Here is a 19,739-nt window from a genome sequence, read left to right on the forward strand (position 1 = left end):
AGGTTACGAGAACTGACGCTATGGACGGGGTGTTGCCCACGAACTAACGGAATGTTTCATCGGTGTTACACATCTGTTGGGACTGTGAAATCGCTCATCAGGGGCCTGGACGTACCCTGGAGGCATGGGTCGAGAAACGGGATCATGGTTGTCCGGCGCCTCCGCGGCGCTGCCCGAGGGCGCGCACGGCGAGTACCGGGGCGCGGGCCTCGGCCTTCCTCGTGACGGGGTCGGGTCGATCGCCCCGACGGGTCGCCGCGTGCTCGCGCTCATGCTCGACTGGGTGCCCTCCGCCCTGATCGCGCTCGCGATCGCGGGCCCGGCGAAGGTCTTCGGTGGTGAACCCACCGCGTTCGACACCAGCGCGCTGGGCATCTGGTTCGTGGTGGGCGTGCTCGCCGTCACGCTGTTCGGCTTCACCCCGGGCCAGTATTTCGCCGGTCTCCGGGTGGCCCGGATCGAGGATCCGGGGATGCGAGTGGGGCTGCTTCGTGCGCTCGGCCGCAACGCGCTGATCGTCTTCCTGGTGCCGCCGCTGATCCAGGATGTGGACGGCCGCGGAATGCAGGACCGCGCTACCGGCACCGTCGTCGTGCGGAGCCGATAGCGCGGTCGAGACAGGACTAGTTCGAGCCGGTCTTGCGCCGGACGGTGCGCTGCACGCTGCGCATCTTCGCGCCCTGCGGCAGCGGGCCGCGGGGAAGCTGCGCACCGCCGCCACGGTTCGACAGTGCGGCCAGGCGGCCCTCCAACTCGTCGATCTTCTTCCCGTTGATGTTCGACGGGAGCTTGTTCAGCTGCTTCTGCAGTTTGCGCAGCGGCACCTGCCCCTCGTCGGGACCCACCACGAACTCGTAGATCGGGGTCTGGCCGACGACGCGCGCCGTCTTCTTCTTCTCCTGAGCCATCAGACCGCGGACCCGGCCCTCGTTGCCCTCGGCGATCAGGATGATCCCCGGCTTACCGATCACCCGGTGCACCGCATCGGCATGGGTGGTCCGGGCCACGGCCTGATTCACCCGCCATGAGCCACGCATGTTCTCCAGTGCCCAGCCCGCGGCGCCGACCTGGCCCTCGTTCTTCGCGTACACGCTGCGCTCGAGGCGCCGGGTGAACGTGATGAACGCGCCCAGGGCGCCGAACAGGATTCCGAGGATGAGGAACATCCACCAGTTGCCGAAGAAGTAGCCGATCACCACCGATGCCACGATGGCCGCGAAGAAGACGCCGATCATGATCGGAAGGAGGGCCTTGTCCTCCTTCCGCTGCATCTGGAACGCCTGCCACATCTGCTTGCGGCGCTCCTTCGAGGCGGCCCGGCGGGCCTTCTTCGCCTCGGCTTTGGCGGCCTTGAGCTTCTGGGCGGCTGCGTTGTCCTGTGCCATGGTTTTCAGTTTACGGCGCGGCTACTTGGCGGCGGCCATACGGCTCAACACCGAGGTGGCCTCCTGCGCCGCATCGCCCTCGGCGGTCAGGTGCGCCATGTTCTCCGGGATAGGGCGGCCGTGATGCGCCATCGCCTTGGCGTAGAGCTTGCCCGCGCGGTACGACGAACGCACCAATGGTCCGGCCATGACGCCGGCGAAGCCCATCTCCTCGGCGGCCTGGGTGTGCTCGACGAATTCCTCGGGCTTGACCCACCGCTCCACCGGATGGTGCCGCGGCGACGGCCGCAGGTACTGCGTGATGGTGATGATGTCGCAGCCCGCATCGTGCAGATCATGCATCGCCTCCGTCACCTCCTCCGGGGTCTCGCCCATACCGAGGATCAGGTTCGACTTGGTGACCAGACCGAAGTCGCGCGCCTGGCGGATCACGTCGAGCGAACGCTCGTACCGGAAGGCGGGGCGGATGCGCTTGAAGATGCGCGGCACCGTCTCCAGATTGTGCGCCAGCACCTCCGGGCGAGACTCGAAGACCTCGGCCAGCAGCTCGGGCTTGGCGTGGAAGTCGGGAATCAGGTTCTCGACGCCCGTGTTCGGGTTCAACCTGTGGATCTGGCGCACCGTCTCGGCGTAGAGCCACACACCCTCATCGGGAAGGTCATCGCGGGCGACACCGGTGATGGTCGAGTAGCGCAGGCCCATCGCCTGCACCGATTCGGCGACGCGGCGCGGCTCGTCGCGATCGAGTTCGGCGGGCTTGCCGGTGTCGATCTGGCAGAAGTCGCAGCGACGCGTGCACTGCTCGCCGCCGATCAGGAAGGTGGCCTCCCGGTCTTCCCAGCACTCGTAGATGTTGGGGCAGCCCGCCTCCTCACACACCGTGTGCAGACCCTCGCGTTTGACGAGGCCCTTGAGTTCGGTGAATTCGGGGCCCATCTTCGCGCGGGTGCGGATCCAGTTCGGCTTCCGCTCGATCGGCGTCTGCGCGTTTCGGACCTCAAGACGGAGTAGCTTGCGGGGGGTATCCGGGGTACTCACCCGGTCCATGCTACGCCGCCCCGCCGGGCCCGACGGTGTCGCGGGTCACGCCCCTGCGCCCCTGGTCGTTCGATCATCTAATCTGACCCGGACGGAAGGCGAGGAGATGACGCAGGGCACGACCCCGTGGGGCACGTTCGGCGTGCTCTACCTGGTCTTCTTCCTGATGGGTGCCGAGATGAACCTGGTCGCCCCACTCCTGCCCGATATCGCCCGCGCCTTCGATTCCTCCACGGGCGCAGCGGGGAACGTGGTGACCGCGTACGTGCTCTGCTACGCGATCACCGGCCCGCTGTTCGGTCGTCTCTCGGACCGGCTCGCCCGCAGCCGCGCGATCGCCGCGGGCATGGCCGTGTTCGCAACAGCGGACGTGCTCAGCTACGTCGCGCCGTCGCTGGGCCTGCTGATCGCGGCGCGCGCACTGTCCGGTCTCGGAGCGGCGCTGGGCGCGCCGTCGATCTGGGCCTACCTCGCCGAGCACGCCGCCCCGGCGCAGCGCGGCCGGGCGGTGTCCCTCGGCGCCGCCGCCTACGCCGGCGGGCAGGTGCTCGGAGTTCCGCTGGGTGCCCTGCTGGCCACGGCGCTCGGCTGGCGGGCGCCCTACCTGCTGATCGGCGTGCCGATGCTCGCGGTGGCCGCCGTGATGGCGTGGCGCCTGCCGTCCGCGCCTGCGACGGAGCAGGGGCCGGCGCCGGGCGGGCTGTTCGCGCCGTGGCGCGACCGCAGGATTGCGCTCGCGTTCTCGTCCTCCGTGCTGCTGCAGGCCGGCCGACTCGGCGCGTACACGTACGTGGGAGTCCTTCTCTCCCAGCGATTCGGATACGGCCTCACGATGTTGGGGCTGGTCGGTCTGGTGGTCGGAATCGGCTCGATGTGCGGTTCGGTGGGGACGGGCGTCGTAGTGGATCGGCTGGCGCAGCGCGGCGTGCATCCCGCGTGGGTGCCGGCCTGCGCCGCGCTCGTGGTCGCCGTTGGCATCGCGGTGGCCACCACGGCGACGGCACCCGCGGTCGTCATCGCGGCGGTCGCCGTGTGGTGTGCGGGCGGCGGCGCGTTCTTCTCCGCGCAGCAGACCTACCTCTCCTCGGCGGATCCGGACCACCGCGCGTCGGTACTCGGCTGGAACAACGCCTGCACGAATGCCGGTGTCGCGGCAGGCACCTCGGTGCTCGGCGCCCTGGTGGTGGGTAGTGCGTGGTTCGCCGCGGTCGGTGCCGGTTTCGCCCTCGCCGCCGCCCTGCTGTGTGTGGCATCGGTGCGCCTCGGTCCGGCGCCCGCCCGGAACTAGTCGGTCATGCCTGGTGGGCGGTGGCGTGGAGATTCTCGTCGGTGACCGCGAGATCGCCGTCCAGTGCCCGGGTCACCGCATCGACGACGGCCTCCCGGACCTCGCCGACGGTGACGTCGCGCCCCAGCTCCGCGCTCAGCGTGGTGACGCCGGCATCGGGAATGCCGCACGGGATGATCGCGTCGAAGCCGCCGAGCGTGTTGTCGCAGTTGAGCGCGAATCCGTGCAGGGTCACCCCGCGTGCCACGCGAATACCGATGGCGCCCACCTTGCGTTCGGGGCGCGCGCCGTCGGCGGGGAACCAGACGCCCGAGCGGCCCTCGATCCGGCCGGTGGTGAGGCCGAGGCCGCGGCACACCTCGATGAGTGCCTGCTCGATACGGCGCACGTAATCGACCACATCGACCGGCGAGGAGAGCTTGATGATCGGGTAGCCCACCAGTTGCCCGGGCCCGTGCCAGGTGATCTTGCCGCCGCGGTCCACGTCGATCACGGTGCTGCCGTCGGTGGGACGGTCCTGCGGTTCGGTGCGCCGGCCCGCGGTGAACGTAGGCGGGTGTTCCAGCAGGAGCAGGCGGTCGCTGATCTCGCCGTCGGCGCGCTGGTTCGCGAGATCGTGCTGGAGGTCGAACGCCTCCTGGTAGCCGATCGTGCCGAGGTCTTCGACCACGATGTCGGTGCTGGCGGCGCGGGCGGAGCGTGCGGGCATGGTCTCGACGCTACGCCCCGTCGGCCAGGGCCACGGCGAGTGCCGCGGGAAGCGCGGTATGCGCGAACCGGAATCCGGTGTCGTGCAGCACGCGGGGGACCGCACGCTGCGAGAAGAGCAGGCCCTCATCGGCGAACTCACCCGCCGTCGCGCGCAACGCGAAACGCGGAACGATCCAGCGGGCGGGCCGGCTGACCTCGCGGCCCAGCGCCTCACTGAACGCCTGCTGGCGGGACGGCGCGGGGCCGGTGATGTTGACCGGTCCGGTGATCGTGCCCGCGAGTGCACCGTCGAGCACGTGCAGGACGGCGCGCGTGGCATCCTCGCGCACGATCCACGAGATCCATTGATGACCGCTGCCCAGCCGCCCGCCCAGTCCTAGACGGTAGATGCGCCGCAGAACCGCCAGCATGCCGCCCGCGTCGGAGAGCACCTGGCCGAAGCGCAGGTTCGCCACCGCGGCTCCCGCGGCGCGGGCCGGGACCGCAGCGGCTTCCCACTCGATGCACAGGTCGGCGAGGAATCCGGCCCCCGGCGGGGTGCCCCCGGGCGCGTCGACGCACTCGGTCTCGCCGGCGTCGCCGTAGATCCCGACACCGCTCGCCACGAGGTAGGCCGGAACGTGCGCGGCGACCACCGCCTCGGCGAGCGTGGCGGCGGGTTCGATGCGCGAATCACGCAGCTCCTGCTTCACCGCACCGGTCCATCGGCGGCCGGCGACCGGCGCGCCGCACAGATTGATCACCGCATCGAAACCCGTGAGATCGGGCGCGGGGCCCGTGGGAGACCAGGCGAGCCCGCCGGGGCGGGGTGAGGATTCGGCCCGAACAAGCGGAACGACGGTATCGCCGCGCCGGGTCAGGGCACCCGACAGCGCGCTGCCGATGAGCCCCGACGACCCGGCGATGGCGATCCGTCGTTCCATGGTTCTCCCGCTCGGGCGGAGGTGGCGACTAGAGGCCGAGGTCGGCCTCGAACGCACCCTCCTCGAGCCGGTGCTTGACGGTGGTCAAGAAGCGACCGGCGTCGGCACCGTCGATGAGCCGGTGATCGTAGGTGAGCGGCAGGAAGGCCATCGGGTGGATGCCGATGGACTCGGTACCGGAGGCGTCCGTCACCACGACCGGGCGCTTGACGATCGCGCCGGTACCCAGCATCGCCGCCTGCGGCGGGACCAGGATCGGGGTATCGAAGAGAGCGCCCTCACTGCCGATGTTGGTGATGGTGAAGGTGCCGCCGGACAGCTCGTCGGGCTTGAGACCACTGTTGCGGGTGCGGCTGGCCAGGTCCGCGATCGCGCGGGCCAGACCTGCCAGCGACAGATCGTCGGCGTTCTTGATGACCGGCGACAGCAGGCCCTGTGGCGTATCGACGGCGATGCCGAGGTTCACCACACCGTGGTAGGTGATCTCCTTGAAATCGTCGCTGATCGTCGCGTTCACGTTCGGGTGCACCTTGAGCGCCTCGATGACGGCCTTCGCGATGAACGGCAGGTACGTGAGATTCACACCCTCCTTCGCCGCGAAACTCGCCTTCGCCTTGGCGCGCAGCGCCACGATCTTGCTGAAGTCCACCTCGAAGACCTGCGTGAGCTGCGCGGACTGCTGCAGCGAGTCGCGGGTCACCTTCGCGGTGATCTGACGGATGCGGTTGGTCTTCTGGGTGGTGCCACGCAGCTCGGCCAGCTCGGGGCGCGCACCCTTCGGGGCGGACGGGGCGGGCGCCGACGCGGCCGGGGCGGTGGCAGGTGCGGCCGGAGCCTTGGACGCCTCGGCGGCGGCCAGCACGTCCTGCTTGCGGATGCGGCCACCGACACCGGTGCCCTTCACCGCGTTCAGGTCGACGCCGTTCTCCGCGGCCAGTTTCCGCACCAGCGGGGTGACGTACGGGGTCGAGTCGGACGCCGCCGGAGCAGCGGACGCCGCCGGAGCGGCGGGTGCGGCGGGAGCAGCGGGTGCCGGAGCTGCCGCCGCGGGCGCAGCAGGAGCGGGCTCAGGGGCCGGAGCGGGCGTGGGAGCTGGAGCGGGCTCGGGAGCCGGAGCCGGCTCGGGGGCCGGAGCCGGCTCGGGGGCCGGGGCGGCAGGTGCGGCCGGAGCGCCGCTGCCCACGATGGCGAGCACGCCGCCGACGGCGATCACGTCGTCTTCGTTGGCCTTGATCTCCAGCAGCGTGCCGGCGACGGGCGAGGGGATCTCGGTATCGACCTTGTCGGTGGAGACCTCAAGGAGCGGCTCATCGACCGCCACCTCGTCGCCGATGCCCTTGAGCCACCGGGTGACGGTGCCTTCGGTGACCGACTCGCCCAACTCGGGCATCGTCACCTCGGTGCCGGACGCGGGCGCCGACGATGCGGCGGGGGCCGCAGGCTCGGCGGGGGCAGCCGGGGCCTCGGGAGCAGCCGGTGCCGAGGCCTCGGGGGCGGGCGCCGGAGCTTCGGCGGCGGGCGCCGGATCCGCGGCGGGAGCGGGGGCCTCGCCGGCCTCACCGATCTGCGCGAGATCGCCACCGACCTCGACGACATCGTCCTCCTGGGCCAGGATCTTCAGCAGAACGCCTGATGCCGGAGCGGGGATCTCGGTGTCGACCTTGTCGGTCGAGACCTCGAGCAGGGGCTCGTCGACGGTGACGGTGTCGCCCTCCTGCTTGAGCCACCGGGTGACGGTGCCCTCGGTGACGCTCTCGCCGAGTGCCGGCATCTGGACGGAGAAGGCCATGTCCTCTGACTCCTCGAAGTTGTTATCTGCTGTGATCCGAGCAACTGAACGTGGGCTTCGGCTGGTGGCCTCCGCCGACTCCAAACCCTACCCTCACCCGCAGGTTCTGCGCGGCGGTTGGGGGCCTACTGGTCGGTAACCACCAGCCGTGCCCGGTCAACCGCGCTGTGCGATGTCGCGCAGCACGGCCAGCAGGGTACGAACCGGTACGCCCGTGCCACCCTTGCCGATGTACCCCCACGGCGCGCTCGTGTTGAACGCCGGGCCGGCCACATCGATGTGGGCCCACTGCACTCCGTCGGCGACGAACTCCTGGAGGTACACGCCCGCCGTGAGCATGCCTCCCCACCGGTGCGGGCTCACGTTCGCGAGATCCGCGACGCGGGAGTTGAGGTCGGCGCGCAATTCCTCGGGGAAGGGCATGGGCCAACCGTTCTCACCCACCGCCTGCGAGAGCGCGGCGACGCGATCGCGGAACTCCTCGGTGCCCATCACGCCGGGCGTGCGATTGCCGAGCGCCACCATCTGCGCGCCGGTCAGGGTCGCGGTGTCGATCAGGTAATCGGGGTCGTCCTCGCAGGCGCGGACCATCGCATCGGCCAGGATCAGCCGACCCTCGGCATCGGTGTTGATCACCTCGACGGTGGTTCCGCCGTACTGGGTGATCACATCTCCGGGTCGCTGGGCGGTGTCCGAGCGCATGTTCTCCGCCATCGGGACCGTCGCGGTCACGTCCACCGCGAGGTTGAGCTGCGCGGCCAGGATCACGGTGGCGATCACCGCAGCGGCGCCGCCCATATCGGAGGTCATGTTCTCCATGCCTGCGGCGGGCTTGATCGAGATGCCGCCGGTGTCGAAGGTGATCCCCTTGCCCACCAGGGCGACGTGCTTCGCGTCGTTCAGCCCGGAGGAGTGCTTGAGTCGCACCAGTCGCGGCGGGCGCGAACTTCCCTGTCCCACACCGACGATGCCGCCGTAGCCATGTGCGGCCAGGTACTCCTCGTCGAACACCTCGACCTGGAGACCGGCCTCGGCGCCGAGACGCTGCGCACGATCGGCGAACTCGCCGGGGGAGAGCACATTCGGCGGAGTGTTGACGAAATCGCGGGCCAGCGCCACCGCAGCGGCGGTACGCCGAGCCTGCTCGACGGTGCCGCGGGCCTCCTCGGTCAGCGCCTGCGAACCTTCGGCCACGAGCAGTGCCACCGCGCCCAGTGGCGCCTGTTTCGGCGCCGAAGAGTGACGGAACTCGGTGAACCGGTAGGCGCCGAGGTACGTGCCCTCCACGGTCGCAGCGAGATCGAGCGTCGACACAGTGGTCAGTGCCGAGCCGACTCCGTCGAGGGCGCGCCCCGCGACACCTGCGGCGCGGCGCACCGTCTCTGCGGGGACTCGGTCCTCGCCCGCGGGTGCGGCACCGAGACCCACGCCGAGCACCGTCGCAGCGCCGAGACCGGCGCCGGCCGGCGCGGGCACGCGCACGGCCTCGCCCGGTGTGCCCTTCGCGCCCACGAGGGCGAGCGCCTCGGCGATCGGGCCGCGTGCGGCCTCCGGAACGCCGGCGTCCACGCTGATCCCCGCATCGCCGGAGAAGACGCCCACCACCAGAGCGTCGGCGACGGATGTCGCGTCGTGGGTGAGCGAGAACTCGGGACCGGTGAAGGGGGTGCTCAAGGGGATTCCTCTCGTCGTGGCGGCAGGTGTGTTTGCCTGTAGGGATGCTACGCCTGGGACAACAGGGCCCGCTGCCGCCCGGTGCACGGGACCACACGGCAGCCAGGCCCGCGCCCGTGGTCGCCTACCTCATCGAACGTCTAGGGCGCGAGGGACATCCGGTACGGGCATGGGCCGACCGCGCGGGAATCGCGCGGATCGATCGGCTGTCCGGGCTGCGCCTGACCTTCCCCCAGACGGTGGCGTTCATCACCGAGGCGGTCCGTGCCGCGCCCGATCGTCCGCTCGGACTCCAGGTGGGTGCCCGGCCGTTACTCCAGTCTTTCGGGATGGTCGGCGTCGCGGTGCAGACCGCCGACGGTCTCGCCGCGGCAGTCGGGATCGGGCTGCGCCTGCACGAGGAGGCCGGCAGCCTGGTCGACTTCACCGTCGCCGAGGACGCCCGGACGGTCAGCGTCGGCGTGCTGCCCCGGTCCGATGTCGCCGAGATCCTGCCCTTCCTCTGCGAGGAGACGCTCCTCAGTTCCCTCACCCTGGTTCGATCTGCGCTGGCGGACGAAGATCTCGCGCCCATCGGCGTCGAGCTGGCGTACCCCGCGCCGTCGTACGCCGATGTCTATGACGATGTGTTCGGGTGCCCCGTGCGGTTCGACGCGCCCCGCACCGCAGTGACGATTCCCGGGCACCTGCTCGACCTCCCGCTGCCGGGCCGCCAGCCCGCCGTGCACGCGGCGGCGGTGGCCGCGTGCCGCGGGCTCATCGGAACGGATGACGCCGATGAGCTCGACCACGTCTGGGCGGTGGAACAGTTGCTTCGCGCCGATCTGGCGCGGGCCGCAACCATCGCGACAGTCGCCCGCCACTTGCGGACCACGGAGCGCACGCTGCGCCGGCGTCTGTCCGACGGCGGTGAGTCGTTCCGGTCGATCCACAACCGGGTCCGGCGTGAGCGTGCCGAATCCCTGCTGCGCAGCACCTCGATGCCGATCGGCGAGGTCGCAGCTGCGGTCGGTTTCGCCGATGCCCGGGACTTCCGGCGGGCGTTCCGGGCCTGGACCGGCCGGACCCCGGCCGACCTGCGCGGGAGCGGAGACGGCTCGGTGAGCGGATGAGGTGCGCGGTGATTCCGGACACCGGAGGGGCAGGTGCGGTCACGTCCGGTCATCGGGCTCGTCCGCACGTACGATCGGTGACCATGACGGCGAACGGCACGGGGCAGACCACGACCGGTACTGGGCTGGTGGATCTGGGAGCACCCCCGTCGACCGTGGACCGAACGTGGGAGACCGACCCGGCGGCGTACTGGGCAACGATCGACGCCGGAACCCAGGGGCTCGACGCCCCGGTCCTCGTCGCCGATCTCGACGCCCTGCGGCACAACGTGGCCGATATGCGCCGCCGAGCCGGAGGTACACCCATTCGCGTGGCCTCGAAGTCGCTGCGCTCACGCCCGGTTCTCGATGCACTGCTTCGAGTTCCCGGCTATGCGGGGGTGCTCGCCTACGATGTCGCCGAGGCGCACTGGCTCGCCGCCGATGGCACCGACCACGACGGTGCCGAGCGTCCCGGGTGCCCCGACGTTCTGGTGGGGTATCCCAGTGCCGACCTCGGAGCGATCGCGGCGCTCGCCGCCGACGAGCAGGCGGCGTCGCGCGTGACGCTCATGATCGATGATCCGGACCAGCTCGATCTGGTGGACGCCGCAGTGCCGCCGAGCCGTCGCCCCGAACTGCGGATCTGCATCGACATCGACGCGTCCTTCCGGGCCCCGGTCCTCGGCGCGGTGGGCGCGCTGCGCTCGCCGATCCGCACCCGCGCCGAGGCCTCGGCATTGGCGGTGACGATCGCTGGCCGCAAGGGATTCCGGCTCGTGGGAGCGATGACCTACGATGCTCAGATCGCCGGCGTCGGAGACCTCAGCATCCGCCGCCCCGGCGCCGGGGCGCTGCTACGGACGATGCAGCGGGCCTCCTGGGACGAGCTCGTCGAGCGGCGCCTGGATATCCTCACCGACCTGCGCCGGATCGCCGAGCTCGAATTCGTCAACGGCGGCGGCACCGGCTCGCTCGAGCGTAATGCGAGCGATCCGAATATCAGTGACATCGCCGCCGGCAGCGGCCTCTACGGCCCGCACCTGTTCGACGGCTACTCCCACTTCCGGCCCGCTCCGGCGATGGCCTTCGGCCTGGCCGTGGTGCGTCGGCCCCGGCCCGACACCGTGACCTGTCACGGCGGTGGCTGGATCGCCTCCGGCGCGGCCGGCGAGGACAGGCTGCCGGTGCCGGTGTGGCCCGCCGGCCTCACGCTGACCGCTCGTGAGGGCGCCGGGGAGGTGCAGACTCCGGTCACGGGAGACCGCGCTCGCCGGATCTCGCTCGGTGACCGAGTGTGGTTCCGCCACACCAAGGCCGGGGAACCGGCCGAACACACAACGCATATCGCGGTGTTGTCCGACGGTGCCGTGCTCGCACAGGTGCCCACCTATCGCGGCGAGGGAAGGTGCTTCCTGTGAACACATGGATTCCGGGGATCGACGAGCTGACCGGGAAGCCGGGGCAGTGGCGCAACTGGGGGCGCACGGTGACCGCGCGCCCCTCGTACGTCTCGCGCCCCGGCACCATCGAGAACGTGGTGAAGGCGATCGAGCGCGCCCGCGAACGCGGCGGCACCGTCAAACCGGTGGGCGCCGGGCACTCGTTCACCGCCGTCGCCGCTCCGCGTGATGTGGCCATCGCGCCCGATCACCAGGGCGGCCTGGAGACCGTCGACGTCGAGCGCAAGCGGGTGACGCTGCGTGCGGGTACCCGGCTCTTCGACGTGCCCGGCCTGCTCGAGCCCTACGCCCTCGCGATGCCGAACCTGGGCGATATCGACAGACAGACCATCGCCGGTGCCATTTCCACCGGAACCCACGGCACCGGACTGGGATTCGGCGGCATCGCCACCCAGGTCGTGGGCGCGACACTGGTCAGCGGCACCGGTGAGATCATCAGGATCGGTGAGGACGATCCGCGCCTGAAAGCCGTGGCGCTGGGCATCGGTGCACTCGGCGTTCTCGTCGAGGTCACGGTGCAGTGCGTGGACCGGTTCGTGCTGGAGGCGGTGGAGAGTAGCGCGCCGCTCGCGGAGACCACCGAGGGCTTCCTCGAGACCGTGCGGTCGGCCGACCATTTCGAGTTCTTCTGGTTCCCCGGCACCGACATCGCGGTGACCAAGACCACCACCCGGCGGCCCGGGGACTACAAGCGCAGGCCGCTCAATCCCGTGCGCCGCTTCGTGGACGACCAGCTGGTGGGCAACGGGGCCCTGCTCGGGATGTGCGAGCTCGGCCGCGCCCGGCCCGGGCTCACGCCCCGCCTGGTGAACATCGCCGCCGGGCTGATGGGCAACCGCACCGTGATCGACTACTCCGCCGACGTGTTCACCACAGAGCGGTCGGTGCGGTTCCGGGAAACCGAGTGGGCCGTGCCGCTGGAGAACACGATGGATGCTTTCGCCGCACTGAAAGCCGAGATCGCGCAGCGGGATTGGAACATCACCTTCCCGATCGAAGTGCGGGCTGCCGCAGCCGACGACCTCCTGCTGTCCACGGCGAGCGGACGCGAATCCGGATACATCGCCGCGCACCGCTACGTGCGCGATCCGGAGGACGACTACTTCGCCGAGGTCGAGCGCATCATGATCGACCACGGCGGCCGTCCGCACTGGGGCAAGATGCACACCCGCACCGCCGACTTCTTCCGCCGGGCCTACCCCCGATTCGGCGACTTCCTGGCGGTACGCGACGAGCTCGATCCCGACCGGGTGTTCGCCAACGATTATCTGGACGCCGTACTCGGCGAGTGACCGCGGCCGAGCATCGCCGCGATGGCAGGTCGGGACGGCGTGGATCGAGAAGTCGATGCCACCGGTGTTCACGGGCATGCTCGGCCGACTCGCGATCGTCACCTCAGTGCTGATCGGGCATCTGGTGGCCTCGTTCTGCGGTGAGGTGGACTTCTCGAAGGTCTCGGCGGCCTCGTGCTGGGTGGCCGGAGTCGCCGCGATCGTGATCTACCAGGGGATGCGACCGTTGGGCCGCTCCGGCACTGCGGCCCTGGACTAGAGTGCCGGGCATGAGTGAGACGCTGATCGAGGGACCCCTGAACGCCGTGCATACCGAGCTGGGGGCGGCGTTCGCGCCGTTCGGCGGCTGGTCGATGCCCGTCAAGTACGCGGGCACCGTCGGCGAACACACCGCGGTCCGCGAGGCGGTGGGGATCTTCGATGTCAGTCACCTCGGCAAGGCCACCGTGGCCGGACCGGGCGCCAAGGATTTCGTCAACCGCGTACTGACCGCCGACCTCGACAAGATCCGGCCGGGTAAGGCGCAGTACACCCTGTGCACCAACGAGACCGGTGGTGTGATCGACGATCTCATCGTGTACTACGTCTCCGACGACGAACTGTTCCTGGTGCCCAACGCGGCCAACACCGCCGCGGTCGTCGCGCACCTGCGCGAGCGTGCCCCCGAGGGCATCACCATCACCGATCAGCACCGCGACTACGCCGTGCTCGCGGTGCAGGGCCCGAAGTCGGCGGAGGTGCTGGCGGCCGTCGGGTTGCCCACCGACATGGAGTACATGGCCTACGAGGACGCCTCCCTGAACGGGACCCCCGTGCGCGTATGCCGCACCGGTTACACCGGCGAGCACGGCTACGAGCTCATCCCCGCGTGGGGCGACGCCGAGACCGTGTTCCGGGCGCTGCTCCCCGAGATCACCGTCCGCGATGGCCAGCCCGCCGGTCTCGGTGCCCGCGACACCCTGCGCACCGAGATGGGTTATCCCCTGCACGGGCACGAGCTCACCGTCGACATCACCCCCGTCCAGGCCCGCGCAGGCTGGGCCGTCGGGTGGAAGAAGCCCGAGTTCGTCGGCCGCGACGCCCTCCAGGCGGAGAAGGAAGCAGGTCCGGCTCGCAGGCTCTGGGGGCTCAAGGCCACCGGTAAGGGTGTGCTCCGCGCCGACCTCCCCGTGCTGGGAGCCGACGGTGCCCGGATCGGCAGCACCACGTCGGGCACGTTCAGTCCCACCCTGAAGACCGGAATCGCCTTGGCGCTCATCGATTCCGGCGCCGGTGTCGAGAAGGGCACCGTGGTGACCGTCGACGTGCGCGGCCGTGCGATCGAGTGCGAGGTCACGTTGCCTCCGTTCGTGGAGGCGAACACCAAGTAGGCGTCGTTCCCGGCCCGGCAAATACTTGGACGTCCTACCGACCGGTATCTCATTGGGTCCGGGCGCTCGGTCGTAGAATCATGTGCCATGACAACTGGCACGGCCTTCGCCCTCACCCGCAACGACCACCCCCGCTCTGCGGCTGAGCGCTCCGAGATCCTGGCGAACCCGGGATTCGGCAGGTACTTCACCGACCACATGGTCTCGCTCCGGTGGAGTGAGGAGCACGGCTGGCACGACGCGGAAGTACTGCCCTACGGCCCGATTCCGATGGAGCCGTCGGCGTCGGTACTGCACTACGCGCAGGAGATCTTCGAGGGCCTCAAGGCCTACCGCCAGCCCGACGGCTCCGTGGCCACGTTCCGGCCCGACGCCAATGCGGCGCGGTTCCAGCGCTCGGCCGAGCGACTTGCGATCCCGCCGCTCCCGGAGGAGCTGTTCATCGAGTCGCTGCGGCAGTTGGTGGCGGTCGACGGCGAGTGGGTTCCGGCCGCGGGAGGTGAGGAGTCGCTGTACTTCCGGCCCTTCATCTTCGCCGACGAGGAGACCCTCGGCGTCAAGCCCTCGAACAGCTACCGCTTCTTGGTGATCGCTTCGCCCGCGGGTGCGTACTTCGCCGGCGGTGTGAAGCCGGTGTCGGTGTGGCTCTCGCGCGAGTACGTGCGGGCGGCGCCGGGTGGTACCGGATTCGCCAAGTGCGGCGGCAATTACGCGGCGTCGCTCGTCGCGCAGGCGCAGGCCGCGCACCAGGGGTGTGACCAGGTGGTGTGGCTCGACGCCATCGAGCACGAGGCGATCGAGGAGATGGGCGGGATGAACCTGTTCTTCGTCCTCGGCTCCGGTGCGGATGCGACGATCGTCACTCCCGAGCTGTCCGGCTCCCTGCTGCCCGGCGTGACCCGCAGCTCGCTGCTGCAACTGGCCCGTGACGCGGGATTCGAGACCGAGGAGCGTCGCATCACCGTCGACGAGCTCACGGCGGGCGCGGCCTCCGGTGAGATCACCGAGGTGTTCGCGTGCGGCACCGCCGCCGTGATCACCCCGGTCGGGCGGGTCAAGGGCGCGACCGAGGACTTCCTGATCGGGGACGGCGAGCCCGGCGAGATCACCATGGCCCTCCGCGAGACCCTCACCGGCATCCAGCGCGGCACCGTCGAGGACAGGCACGGCTGGATGTCGACGCTGAGCTGACCTGGTGCGCGTCAGTTCGTGACGTGGTGTGCGGCGTGTCCGATGGCGGCCTCGTCGGGGATCATCGTGCGCATCAGGCGGGCCTGGCGCCGGTCGCCGAGTTCGGCGCCGCGGCGCCGGCCCCCCGGGAGCTGGAAAAGCGCCGACTCGACGAGATTGATCGGGATCTTCAGTGCCGGGTACCAGGGGAGCACGGCCGGTACTCCGAGTTCTCGCATGGCGTGCGGTCCCAGGTAGGCCGTGGCTATCGAGAGGTGCTGCGAGCGCGCGATGCGCCTTCGCAGCCAGCCGAGGAACGGGTAGTGCCAGTGCAGCGGATCCTCCGCCATCGGTTGTGCGAGAGCTCGACTGGTCTCGTCCGGGGTGGACAACGCCCGTGAGGTCTGGAACAGGATGCGGAGGCTGTCGCGGAAGCTGTGCGGCAGGAAGTCGTCGTGCACGCCCATGAGTCGGCCCACGTAGCGGGTCAGATGCGCGGCCGCCTCGTACTCCCGGGGGTTCGCCAGCATGCCCAGGCCCGTGCCCGTGGCGACCGGTGCGATGAGGGCACCCACGAGCGTGGCGGCCATATCCGTCTGATTGATCGGCAGGCCGTACGCCGCCGAGTCCCAATCGTCCATCGCGAGCACATGTCGGCGCACCAGCGAGTGGATGAACCGCACGTGCAGTGTGGAGCGGTAGCCGACGCCGCCGGGACGCAGCGCATCCTCGCCGATCACGTCCAGCGCCCATTGCGCGGTCTCGGCGAAGCGCCGGTTCGAGCCCTTCTCCAAGGCGCCCGTCCGCAGGAGCGTCTGGTTGAAACCCGAGAACATGTAGCCGCCCATCAGCGCCACATCGCGGGCCACGGAGAGCCCGTCGGCGCCGCCGCTGCGCATGAGCCGGCCCCCGGTGCGAATGGTGTTCCACTCGGTCCACTCGGGAACGGTCTCCATGTCTTCGAAGAAGTCACGCAGGATCGGCGGCGCCTGCGGCACCGAGCTGATGCCATCGGTGAGGGCGCGGTTGAACATCGCTTTGCGCGTGTCGGTGTCCGCGGCGTACATCCACGCCACCAGCTCGTCCATCGGCTCATCGCCCACGGTGAGCAACTCACCGAACCGCCGGAACTCGGCGTCGGTGGGTTCCGGGAGACGCAGTGCCCTGCTCACGAACGTGATCGCCGGCGGCACGCGGCGCGGGCGGGCGGGATGACGGGAGGGGATGGGCCTCGAGGTGGCTGCGGTCATGGTGCCTCGCAATCTCACACGACAACAGTCGTTGTCGAATCTCTCCTCCATTGTTCCAGGCGAACCCGCGCTCTGGAAGAGAATGCGTGAATCTCTATCAATCGACTGCGGGAGATCGCCATCGGTGGGCGTGGTGCCTGCCCCCGGGGCGTCACCGCACGCAGAGGCCCACCAGCGCGACGGCGGTCGCCAGCTCGATGCCGAAGCCGAGAACGTCACCGCTGACCCCGCCGAACCGGCGGACGCAGTGCCGCATCGCGAGTGCGGCCGCGAGCATCGCCGCGACCACCGCCAATGGCCCCTGCCATGGGACGTCCGGCACTGCCCAGATCGCGGCGATCGCTGCCACGAACATCCAGAAGGCCTGCGCCGCACCGCCCTGTGTGCCCGCGGTGAGTGCACCGAAACCGTCCGGATTCGCGGCGCACCAACCCCGCCGGCATCCGATCACCGCGGCCACCCGGGCCGCGCCGATCGCGACGCCGATCGCGATCCACTGCGCGCGATCGGCCAGGTCGCCGATCGCGGCGGCGTCGATCAGCACGACCAGTGCCAGCGCGGCCGCGCCGAACGGACCGACACTGCCCTGCCGCATGATCTCGCGCGCCCGGTCCGGCGGGCCGTAGCTGCCGAGACCGTCCACGCAGTCGGCGAAGCCGTCCACATGCATACCGCGCGTCACCAGAGCCGCCCCGGCGATCGCGAGGGCGCCGATCAGCACCCAGGGAAGTCCCGCAGCCGCTGACGCCCACGCGATCCCGGTGACGATCGCGCCCACCACCGCCCCGGCCACGGGGACGAAGAAGATCACCCGCCCCGCCCCCGGACGGTCCACCGCGGGCTGCAGGCGCCGCGGAACCGGCAGCACCGTCATCCAGGCGAGCGCCGTCGGGAGGAACCGCATCTCAGGCCCGCGAGACCCCGGCGGAATCGAACGTCGCCATCTCGCCGAGTACCGCCACCGCCGACCGGACGATGGGCAGCGCGAGCGTCGCGCCGCTGCCCTCGCCGAGACGCATGCCGAGGTCCACCAGCGGTTCCAGGTCGAGGCGGCGCAACGCGAGATCGTGAGCCGGTTCCGGGCTGCGATGCCCGGCCACCCACCACCCGATGGCACCCGGTGCCAACTCGTGCGCGACCAATGCCGCAGCGGTCACCACCACACCGTCGAGGATCACCGGGGTACGGCGGACCGCGGCCTGCGCGAGGAATCCGGCCATCGCTGCCAGATCGGCGCCGGCGGCCGTGCGCAGCAACGCTTTCGGGTTCCCGGCGTGGGGCCGGGCGCGATACATGGCATCACGGACCGCAGCCGCTTTGCGCATCCACGCGTTATCGTCGATGCCGGTGCCGCGGCCCACCACGAGCACGGGCTCGGTGTCGGTGATCGCGCCGATCAGCACGGCCGCGGGCGTGGTGTTGCCGATGCCCATGTCGCCGAGAATCAGGAGGTCGGCGCCGGAATCGATCTCCTCGTCGGCGATCCGGCGGCCCGCGGCGATCGCGGCGATCGTCTCCTCGTCGGAGAGGGCGTCCGCCGTGGCGATATCGCCCGACGAGCGGCGGATCTTGTTGCGGCTCAGTTCCGGACTGGTATCGGCCGAGACGGCGATGTCCTCCACCCGCACCGATGCCCCCGCCTGGGTCGCGAGCACGTTCACGGCCGCACCGTCGGCGGCGAAGTTCGCCACCATCTGCGCGGTGACCTCCGGCGGATACGCCGACACCCCGGTCGCGGCGACGCCGTGATCGCCGGCCATCACCACGATGCGGGCCCGCTCGAACTGTCGTGGGGGACAGGTCCCCTGGCATGCGGCGATCCATTCACCGAGCTCCTCGAGCCGGCCCAGGGATCCCTTCGGCTTGGTGAGCTGCAGCTGCCGGTCCCGCGCCTGCTGCGCCACGGAGGCATCCGGCGGCGTGACCGAGGGGAAGGACAGCGGATCGGCGTCGGGGTCGAAGGGCGGCAGTTCGACCGGGGCGAGCGCGACGACGGGCGCTGCCGGGGCGGCCGGGGCGGCCGTCGCCGTCGCCGGGGCGGGCGCGGGCGCGGGCCCGGCCCGCCCGTCCAGGACCACCGCGCGCCCGGCGACGACGAGTTCGACCCCGTCGGCCACCGCCGCGAGGCGAGCGTTCAGATCGCCGAGAAGATCCTGGAACACACGTCCCGCGTGCGTCGCGGGAACCACCGATAGGCCGACCTCGGGGCTGACGAAGACCAGCTCGCCCCGGTATGCAGCCGCCGCGTTCACCAGCGCCGCGACCTCGTCATCGACGCGAGCGGGACTCTCCCAGCCGGCCGCGTCGAGCCGCGCGGCGAGCCAGGCCCCGAGATCGTCGACCAGGGTGGCGACATCGCCTGTCGCGAACAGCGCCGCGAGGTCCTGTGTCTCGACCGTGGTCCACGACTGCGGTCGGCGCGAGCGGTGCGCGTCGATCCGGGACGCCAGGTCCGGATCACCGTCGGGCCGCGGCGCGGTGGCGACGTACCGGACCGCAGCGGAGCCGGCCGCGGCGGTGATCAACTGCTCGGCGCGAGCCGACTTACCCGAGCGGACACCGCCCAGGACGAGGCGCAGGCCCATAACTCAGACCGCGTCGCCGGGCGAGACCCGGGGCCGGGGGATGCGCATTCGGCGCAACTGCGTCGTGCGCATGAAGGCGTACCAGCCCAGCTTGAAACCGGTCTCTGTGGTGTCCGGGTACTTCTCCTGCACCCGCTTGTTCACGCGGCGGCCGGTGAAGTACCCCTCGATGCCCATCACGATGATCAGGATCATCAGGATGGGCATCGCGAGCGCGCTCAGCGTCGGGCTCTGCACAGTGATGAACATGTAGATCATCACCGCCACCGCGATCGGAATGAACATCGTTGCGATGTGCCGTTTGGAGTCCACCAGGTCGCGCGCCATCGCCTTGATCGGCCCCTGATCACGAACGGGCAGGTAGCGCTCGTCGCCCTGCATCATCAGTTCGCGCCGCTCGTTCGCCGCGGCACGGCGTTCGGCCGCCGCCGCCTTGCGCTCCTCCTTGGACATGGAGTTCTTGAGCTCCTTGCGCCGCGCCCGCGCTTCGGCACGAGTCTGCGGGGCCGGGGCGACGGGGCCGCGCTTGCGGCCCTGCGCCTCACGGCGGCTCGGGGTGGGGCGGCCCTTGCCCGGGGTCTGCGCGGGCTTAGCGGCGGGTGCAGCGGCGTCGTCGTCCGCGGTACCGGTGCCCGCGCTGTCCGCGGTCTCGGGAGCCGTGTCTTCGGCCTTCTGCCAGGGGAGTTTCACGGCGTCCAGCCTAGAAGATC

The 19,739-nt window shown here is 70.4% G+C and carries 18 protein-coding genes; 8 read left to right on the forward strand and 10 right to left on the reverse strand.

Annotated elements, in window-relative coordinates; genetic code table 11:
* Positions 1 to 124: 124 nt before the first annotated feature.
* Positions 125 to 607 (forward strand): RDD family protein, encoded by a 483-nt coding sequence (locus TPAU_RS07580; protein WP_013126167.1) that lies wholly within the window; start codon positions 125 to 127, stop codon positions 605 to 607.
* 16 nt (positions 608 to 623) lie between these two features.
* Here TPAU_RS07580 and TPAU_RS07585 read toward each other — a convergent pair whose 3' ends face one another.
* Positions 624 to 1,385 (reverse strand): DUF4191 domain-containing protein, encoded by a 762-nt coding sequence (locus TPAU_RS07585; protein ID WP_013126168.1) that lies wholly within the window; start codon positions 1,383 to 1,385, stop codon positions 624 to 626.
* A gap of 21 nt (positions 1,386 to 1,406) precedes the next feature.
* Entirely contained in the window at positions 1,407 to 2,432 is a 1,026-nt protein-coding gene (gene lipA / locus TPAU_RS07590; RefSeq protein WP_013126169.1) for a lipoyl synthase, read from the reverse strand.
* 97 nt (positions 2,433 to 2,529) lie between these two features.
* On the opposite strand from lipA, the gene TPAU_RS07595 reads away from it, so the two are divergent.
* The gene (locus tag TPAU_RS07595; protein ID WP_013126170.1) at positions 2,530 to 3,711 is read left to right on the forward strand and encodes an MFS transporter; all 1,182 of its coding nucleotides are present in this window, start codon (positions 2,530 to 2,532) and stop codon (positions 3,709 to 3,711) included.
* Between the two features lie 4 nt (positions 3,712 to 3,715).
* On the opposite strand, the gene lipB is transcribed toward TPAU_RS07595, so the two are convergent.
* The 4 genes from lipB to TPAU_RS07615 all read right to left on the reverse strand — a co-directional run bounded on the left by lipB (position 3,716) and on the right by TPAU_RS07615 (position 8,808).
* The gene (gene lipB / locus TPAU_RS07600) at positions 3,716 to 4,420 is read right to left on the reverse strand and encodes a lipoyl(octanoyl) transferase LipB (protein ID WP_013126171.1); all 705 of its coding nucleotides are present in this window, start codon (positions 4,418 to 4,420) and stop codon (positions 3,716 to 3,718) included.
* A 10-nt stretch (positions 4,421 to 4,430) separates the two neighbouring features.
* Entirely contained in the window at positions 4,431 to 5,345 is a 915-nt protein-coding gene (locus TPAU_RS07605; protein WP_013126172.1) for a TIGR01777 family oxidoreductase, read from the reverse strand.
* A gap of 28 nt (positions 5,346 to 5,373) precedes the next feature.
* Complete coding sequence (gene sucB / locus TPAU_RS07610) at positions 5,374 to 7,134, reverse strand: 2-oxoglutarate dehydrogenase, E2 component, dihydrolipoamide succinyltransferase (protein ID WP_013126173.1); 1,761 nt, start codon at positions 7,132 to 7,134, stop codon at positions 5,374 to 5,376.
* A gap of 156 nt (positions 7,135 to 7,290) precedes the next feature.
* A complete protein-coding gene (locus TPAU_RS07615; RefSeq protein WP_013126174.1) occupies positions 7,291 to 8,808 on the reverse strand; it encodes a leucyl aminopeptidase in 1,518 nt (505 codons plus the stop codon).
* A gap of 44 nt (positions 8,809 to 8,852) precedes the next feature.
* Between TPAU_RS07615 and TPAU_RS07620 the strand changes: the two genes are divergently transcribed.
* The 6 genes from TPAU_RS07620 to TPAU_RS07645 all read left to right on the forward strand — a co-directional run bounded on the left by TPAU_RS07620 (position 8,853) and on the right by TPAU_RS07645 (position 15,215).
* The gene (locus tag TPAU_RS07620) at positions 8,853 to 9,920 is read left to right on the forward strand and encodes an AraC family transcriptional regulator (RefSeq protein ID WP_013126175.1); all 1,068 of its coding nucleotides are present in this window, start codon (positions 8,853 to 8,855) and stop codon (positions 9,918 to 9,920) included.
* 83 nt (positions 9,921 to 10,003) lie between these two features.
* A complete protein-coding gene (locus TPAU_RS07625) occupies positions 10,004 to 11,320 on the forward strand; it encodes an alanine racemase (protein WP_013126176.1) in 1,317 nt (438 codons plus the stop codon).
* Complete coding sequence (locus TPAU_RS07630; RefSeq protein WP_013126177.1) at positions 11,317 to 12,654, forward strand: D-arabinono-1,4-lactone oxidase; 1,338 nt, start codon at positions 11,317 to 11,319, stop codon at positions 12,652 to 12,654. The genes TPAU_RS07625 and TPAU_RS07630 overlap by 4 nt, the downstream gene beginning before the upstream one ends.
* Positions 12,655 to 12,709: 55 nt before the next feature.
* Positions 12,710 to 12,913, forward strand: coding sequence for a hypothetical protein (locus tag TPAU_RS07635; RefSeq protein ID WP_115329571.1), 204 nt, complete (start codon positions 12,710 to 12,712; stop codon positions 12,911 to 12,913).
* Between the two features lie 10 nt (positions 12,914 to 12,923).
* On the forward strand, positions 12,924 to 14,024 hold the full coding sequence (gene gcvT, locus TPAU_RS07640; RefSeq protein ID WP_013126178.1) for a glycine cleavage system aminomethyltransferase GcvT: 1,101 nt from the start codon (positions 12,924 to 12,926) through the stop codon (positions 14,022 to 14,024).
* 87 nt (positions 14,025 to 14,111) lie between these two features.
* Positions 14,112 to 15,215 (forward strand): branched-chain amino acid aminotransferase, encoded by a 1,104-nt coding sequence (locus TPAU_RS07645; RefSeq protein ID WP_013126179.1) that lies wholly within the window; start codon positions 14,112 to 14,114, stop codon positions 15,213 to 15,215.
* A gap of 11 nt (positions 15,216 to 15,226) precedes the next feature.
* Here the strand turns inward: TPAU_RS07645 and TPAU_RS07650 are convergent, their stop codons facing one another.
* The 4 genes from TPAU_RS07650 to TPAU_RS07665 form a co-directional block, all read right to left on the reverse strand.
* Complete coding sequence (locus TPAU_RS07650; protein WP_013126180.1) at positions 15,227 to 16,444, reverse strand: oxygenase MpaB family protein; 1,218 nt, start codon at positions 16,442 to 16,444, stop codon at positions 15,227 to 15,229.
* Positions 16,445 to 16,595: 151 nt separating this feature from the next.
* Complete coding sequence (locus TPAU_RS07655; RefSeq protein ID WP_013126181.1) at positions 16,596 to 17,348, reverse strand: adenosylcobinamide-GDP ribazoletransferase; 753 nt, start codon at positions 17,346 to 17,348, stop codon at positions 16,596 to 16,598.
* Position 17,349: 1 nt separating this feature from the next.
* Positions 17,350 to 19,029 carry a nicotinate-nucleotide--dimethylbenzimidazole phosphoribosyltransferase gene (gene cobT, locus TPAU_RS07660; protein ID WP_013126182.1) on the reverse strand — a complete coding sequence of 560 codons (1,680 nt, stop codon included), beginning with the start codon at positions 19,027 to 19,029 and terminating at the stop codon, positions 17,350 to 17,352.
* Positions 19,030 to 19,032: 3 nt separating this feature from the next.
* Positions 19,033 to 19,719 (reverse strand): DUF3043 domain-containing protein, encoded by a 687-nt coding sequence (locus TPAU_RS07665; RefSeq protein WP_013126183.1) that lies wholly within the window; start codon positions 19,717 to 19,719, stop codon positions 19,033 to 19,035.
* Positions 19,720 to 19,739: the final 20 nt, after the last annotated feature.

This window comes from Tsukamurella paurometabola DSM 20162, assembly GCF_000092225.1.
Lineage (GTDB): Bacteria > Actinomycetota > Actinomycetes > Mycobacteriales > Mycobacteriaceae > Tsukamurella > Tsukamurella paurometabola.

Coding starts and splice junctions, on each gene's coding strand:
- TPAU_RS07580 (WP_013126167.1), top strand. CDS start 125: ATGGGTCGAGAAACGGGATCATGGTTGTCCGGCGCCTCCGCGGCGCTG.
- TPAU_RS07585 (WP_013126168.1), bottom strand. CDS start 1,385: ATGGCACAGGACAACGCAGCCGCCCAGAAGCTCAAGGCCGCCAAAGCC.
- lipA (WP_013126169.1), bottom strand. CDS start 2,432: ATGGACCGGGTGAGTACCCCGGATACCCCCCGCAAGCTACTCCGTCTT.
- TPAU_RS07595 (WP_013126170.1), top strand. CDS start 2,530: ATGACGCAGGGCACGACCCCGTGGGGCACGTTCGGCGTGCTCTACCTG.
- lipB (WP_013126171.1), bottom strand. CDS start 4,420: ATGCCCGCACGCTCCGCCCGCGCCGCCAGCACCGACATCGTGGTCGAA.
- TPAU_RS07605 (WP_013126172.1), bottom strand. CDS start 5,345: ATGGAACGACGGATCGCCATCGCCGGGTCGTCGGGGCTCATCGGCAGC.
- sucB (WP_013126173.1), bottom strand. CDS start 7,134: ATGGCCTTCTCCGTCCAGATGCCGGCACTCGGCGAGAGCGTCACCGAG.
- TPAU_RS07620 (WP_013126175.1), top strand. CDS start 8,853: ATGCTACGCCTGGGACAACAGGGCCCGCTGCCGCCCGGTGCACGGGAC.
- TPAU_RS07625 (WP_013126176.1), top strand. CDS start 10,004: ATGACGGCGAACGGCACGGGGCAGACCACGACCGGTACTGGGCTGGTG.
- TPAU_RS07635 (WP_115329571.1), top strand. CDS start 12,710: ATGCCACCGGTGTTCACGGGCATGCTCGGCCGACTCGCGATCGTCACC.
- gcvT (WP_013126178.1), top strand. CDS start 12,924: ATGAGTGAGACGCTGATCGAGGGACCCCTGAACGCCGTGCATACCGAG.
- TPAU_RS07645 (WP_013126179.1), top strand. CDS start 14,112: ATGACAACTGGCACGGCCTTCGCCCTCACCCGCAACGACCACCCCCGC.
- TPAU_RS07650 (WP_013126180.1), bottom strand. CDS start 16,444: ATGACCGCAGCCACCTCGAGGCCCATCCCCTCCCGTCATCCCGCCCGC.
- TPAU_RS07655 (WP_013126181.1), bottom strand. CDS start 17,348: ATGCGGTTCCTCCCGACGGCGCTCGCCTGGATGACGGTGCTGCCGGTT.
- cobT (WP_013126182.1), bottom strand. CDS start 19,029: ATGGGCCTGCGCCTCGTCCTGGGCGGTGTCCGCTCGGGTAAGTCGGCT.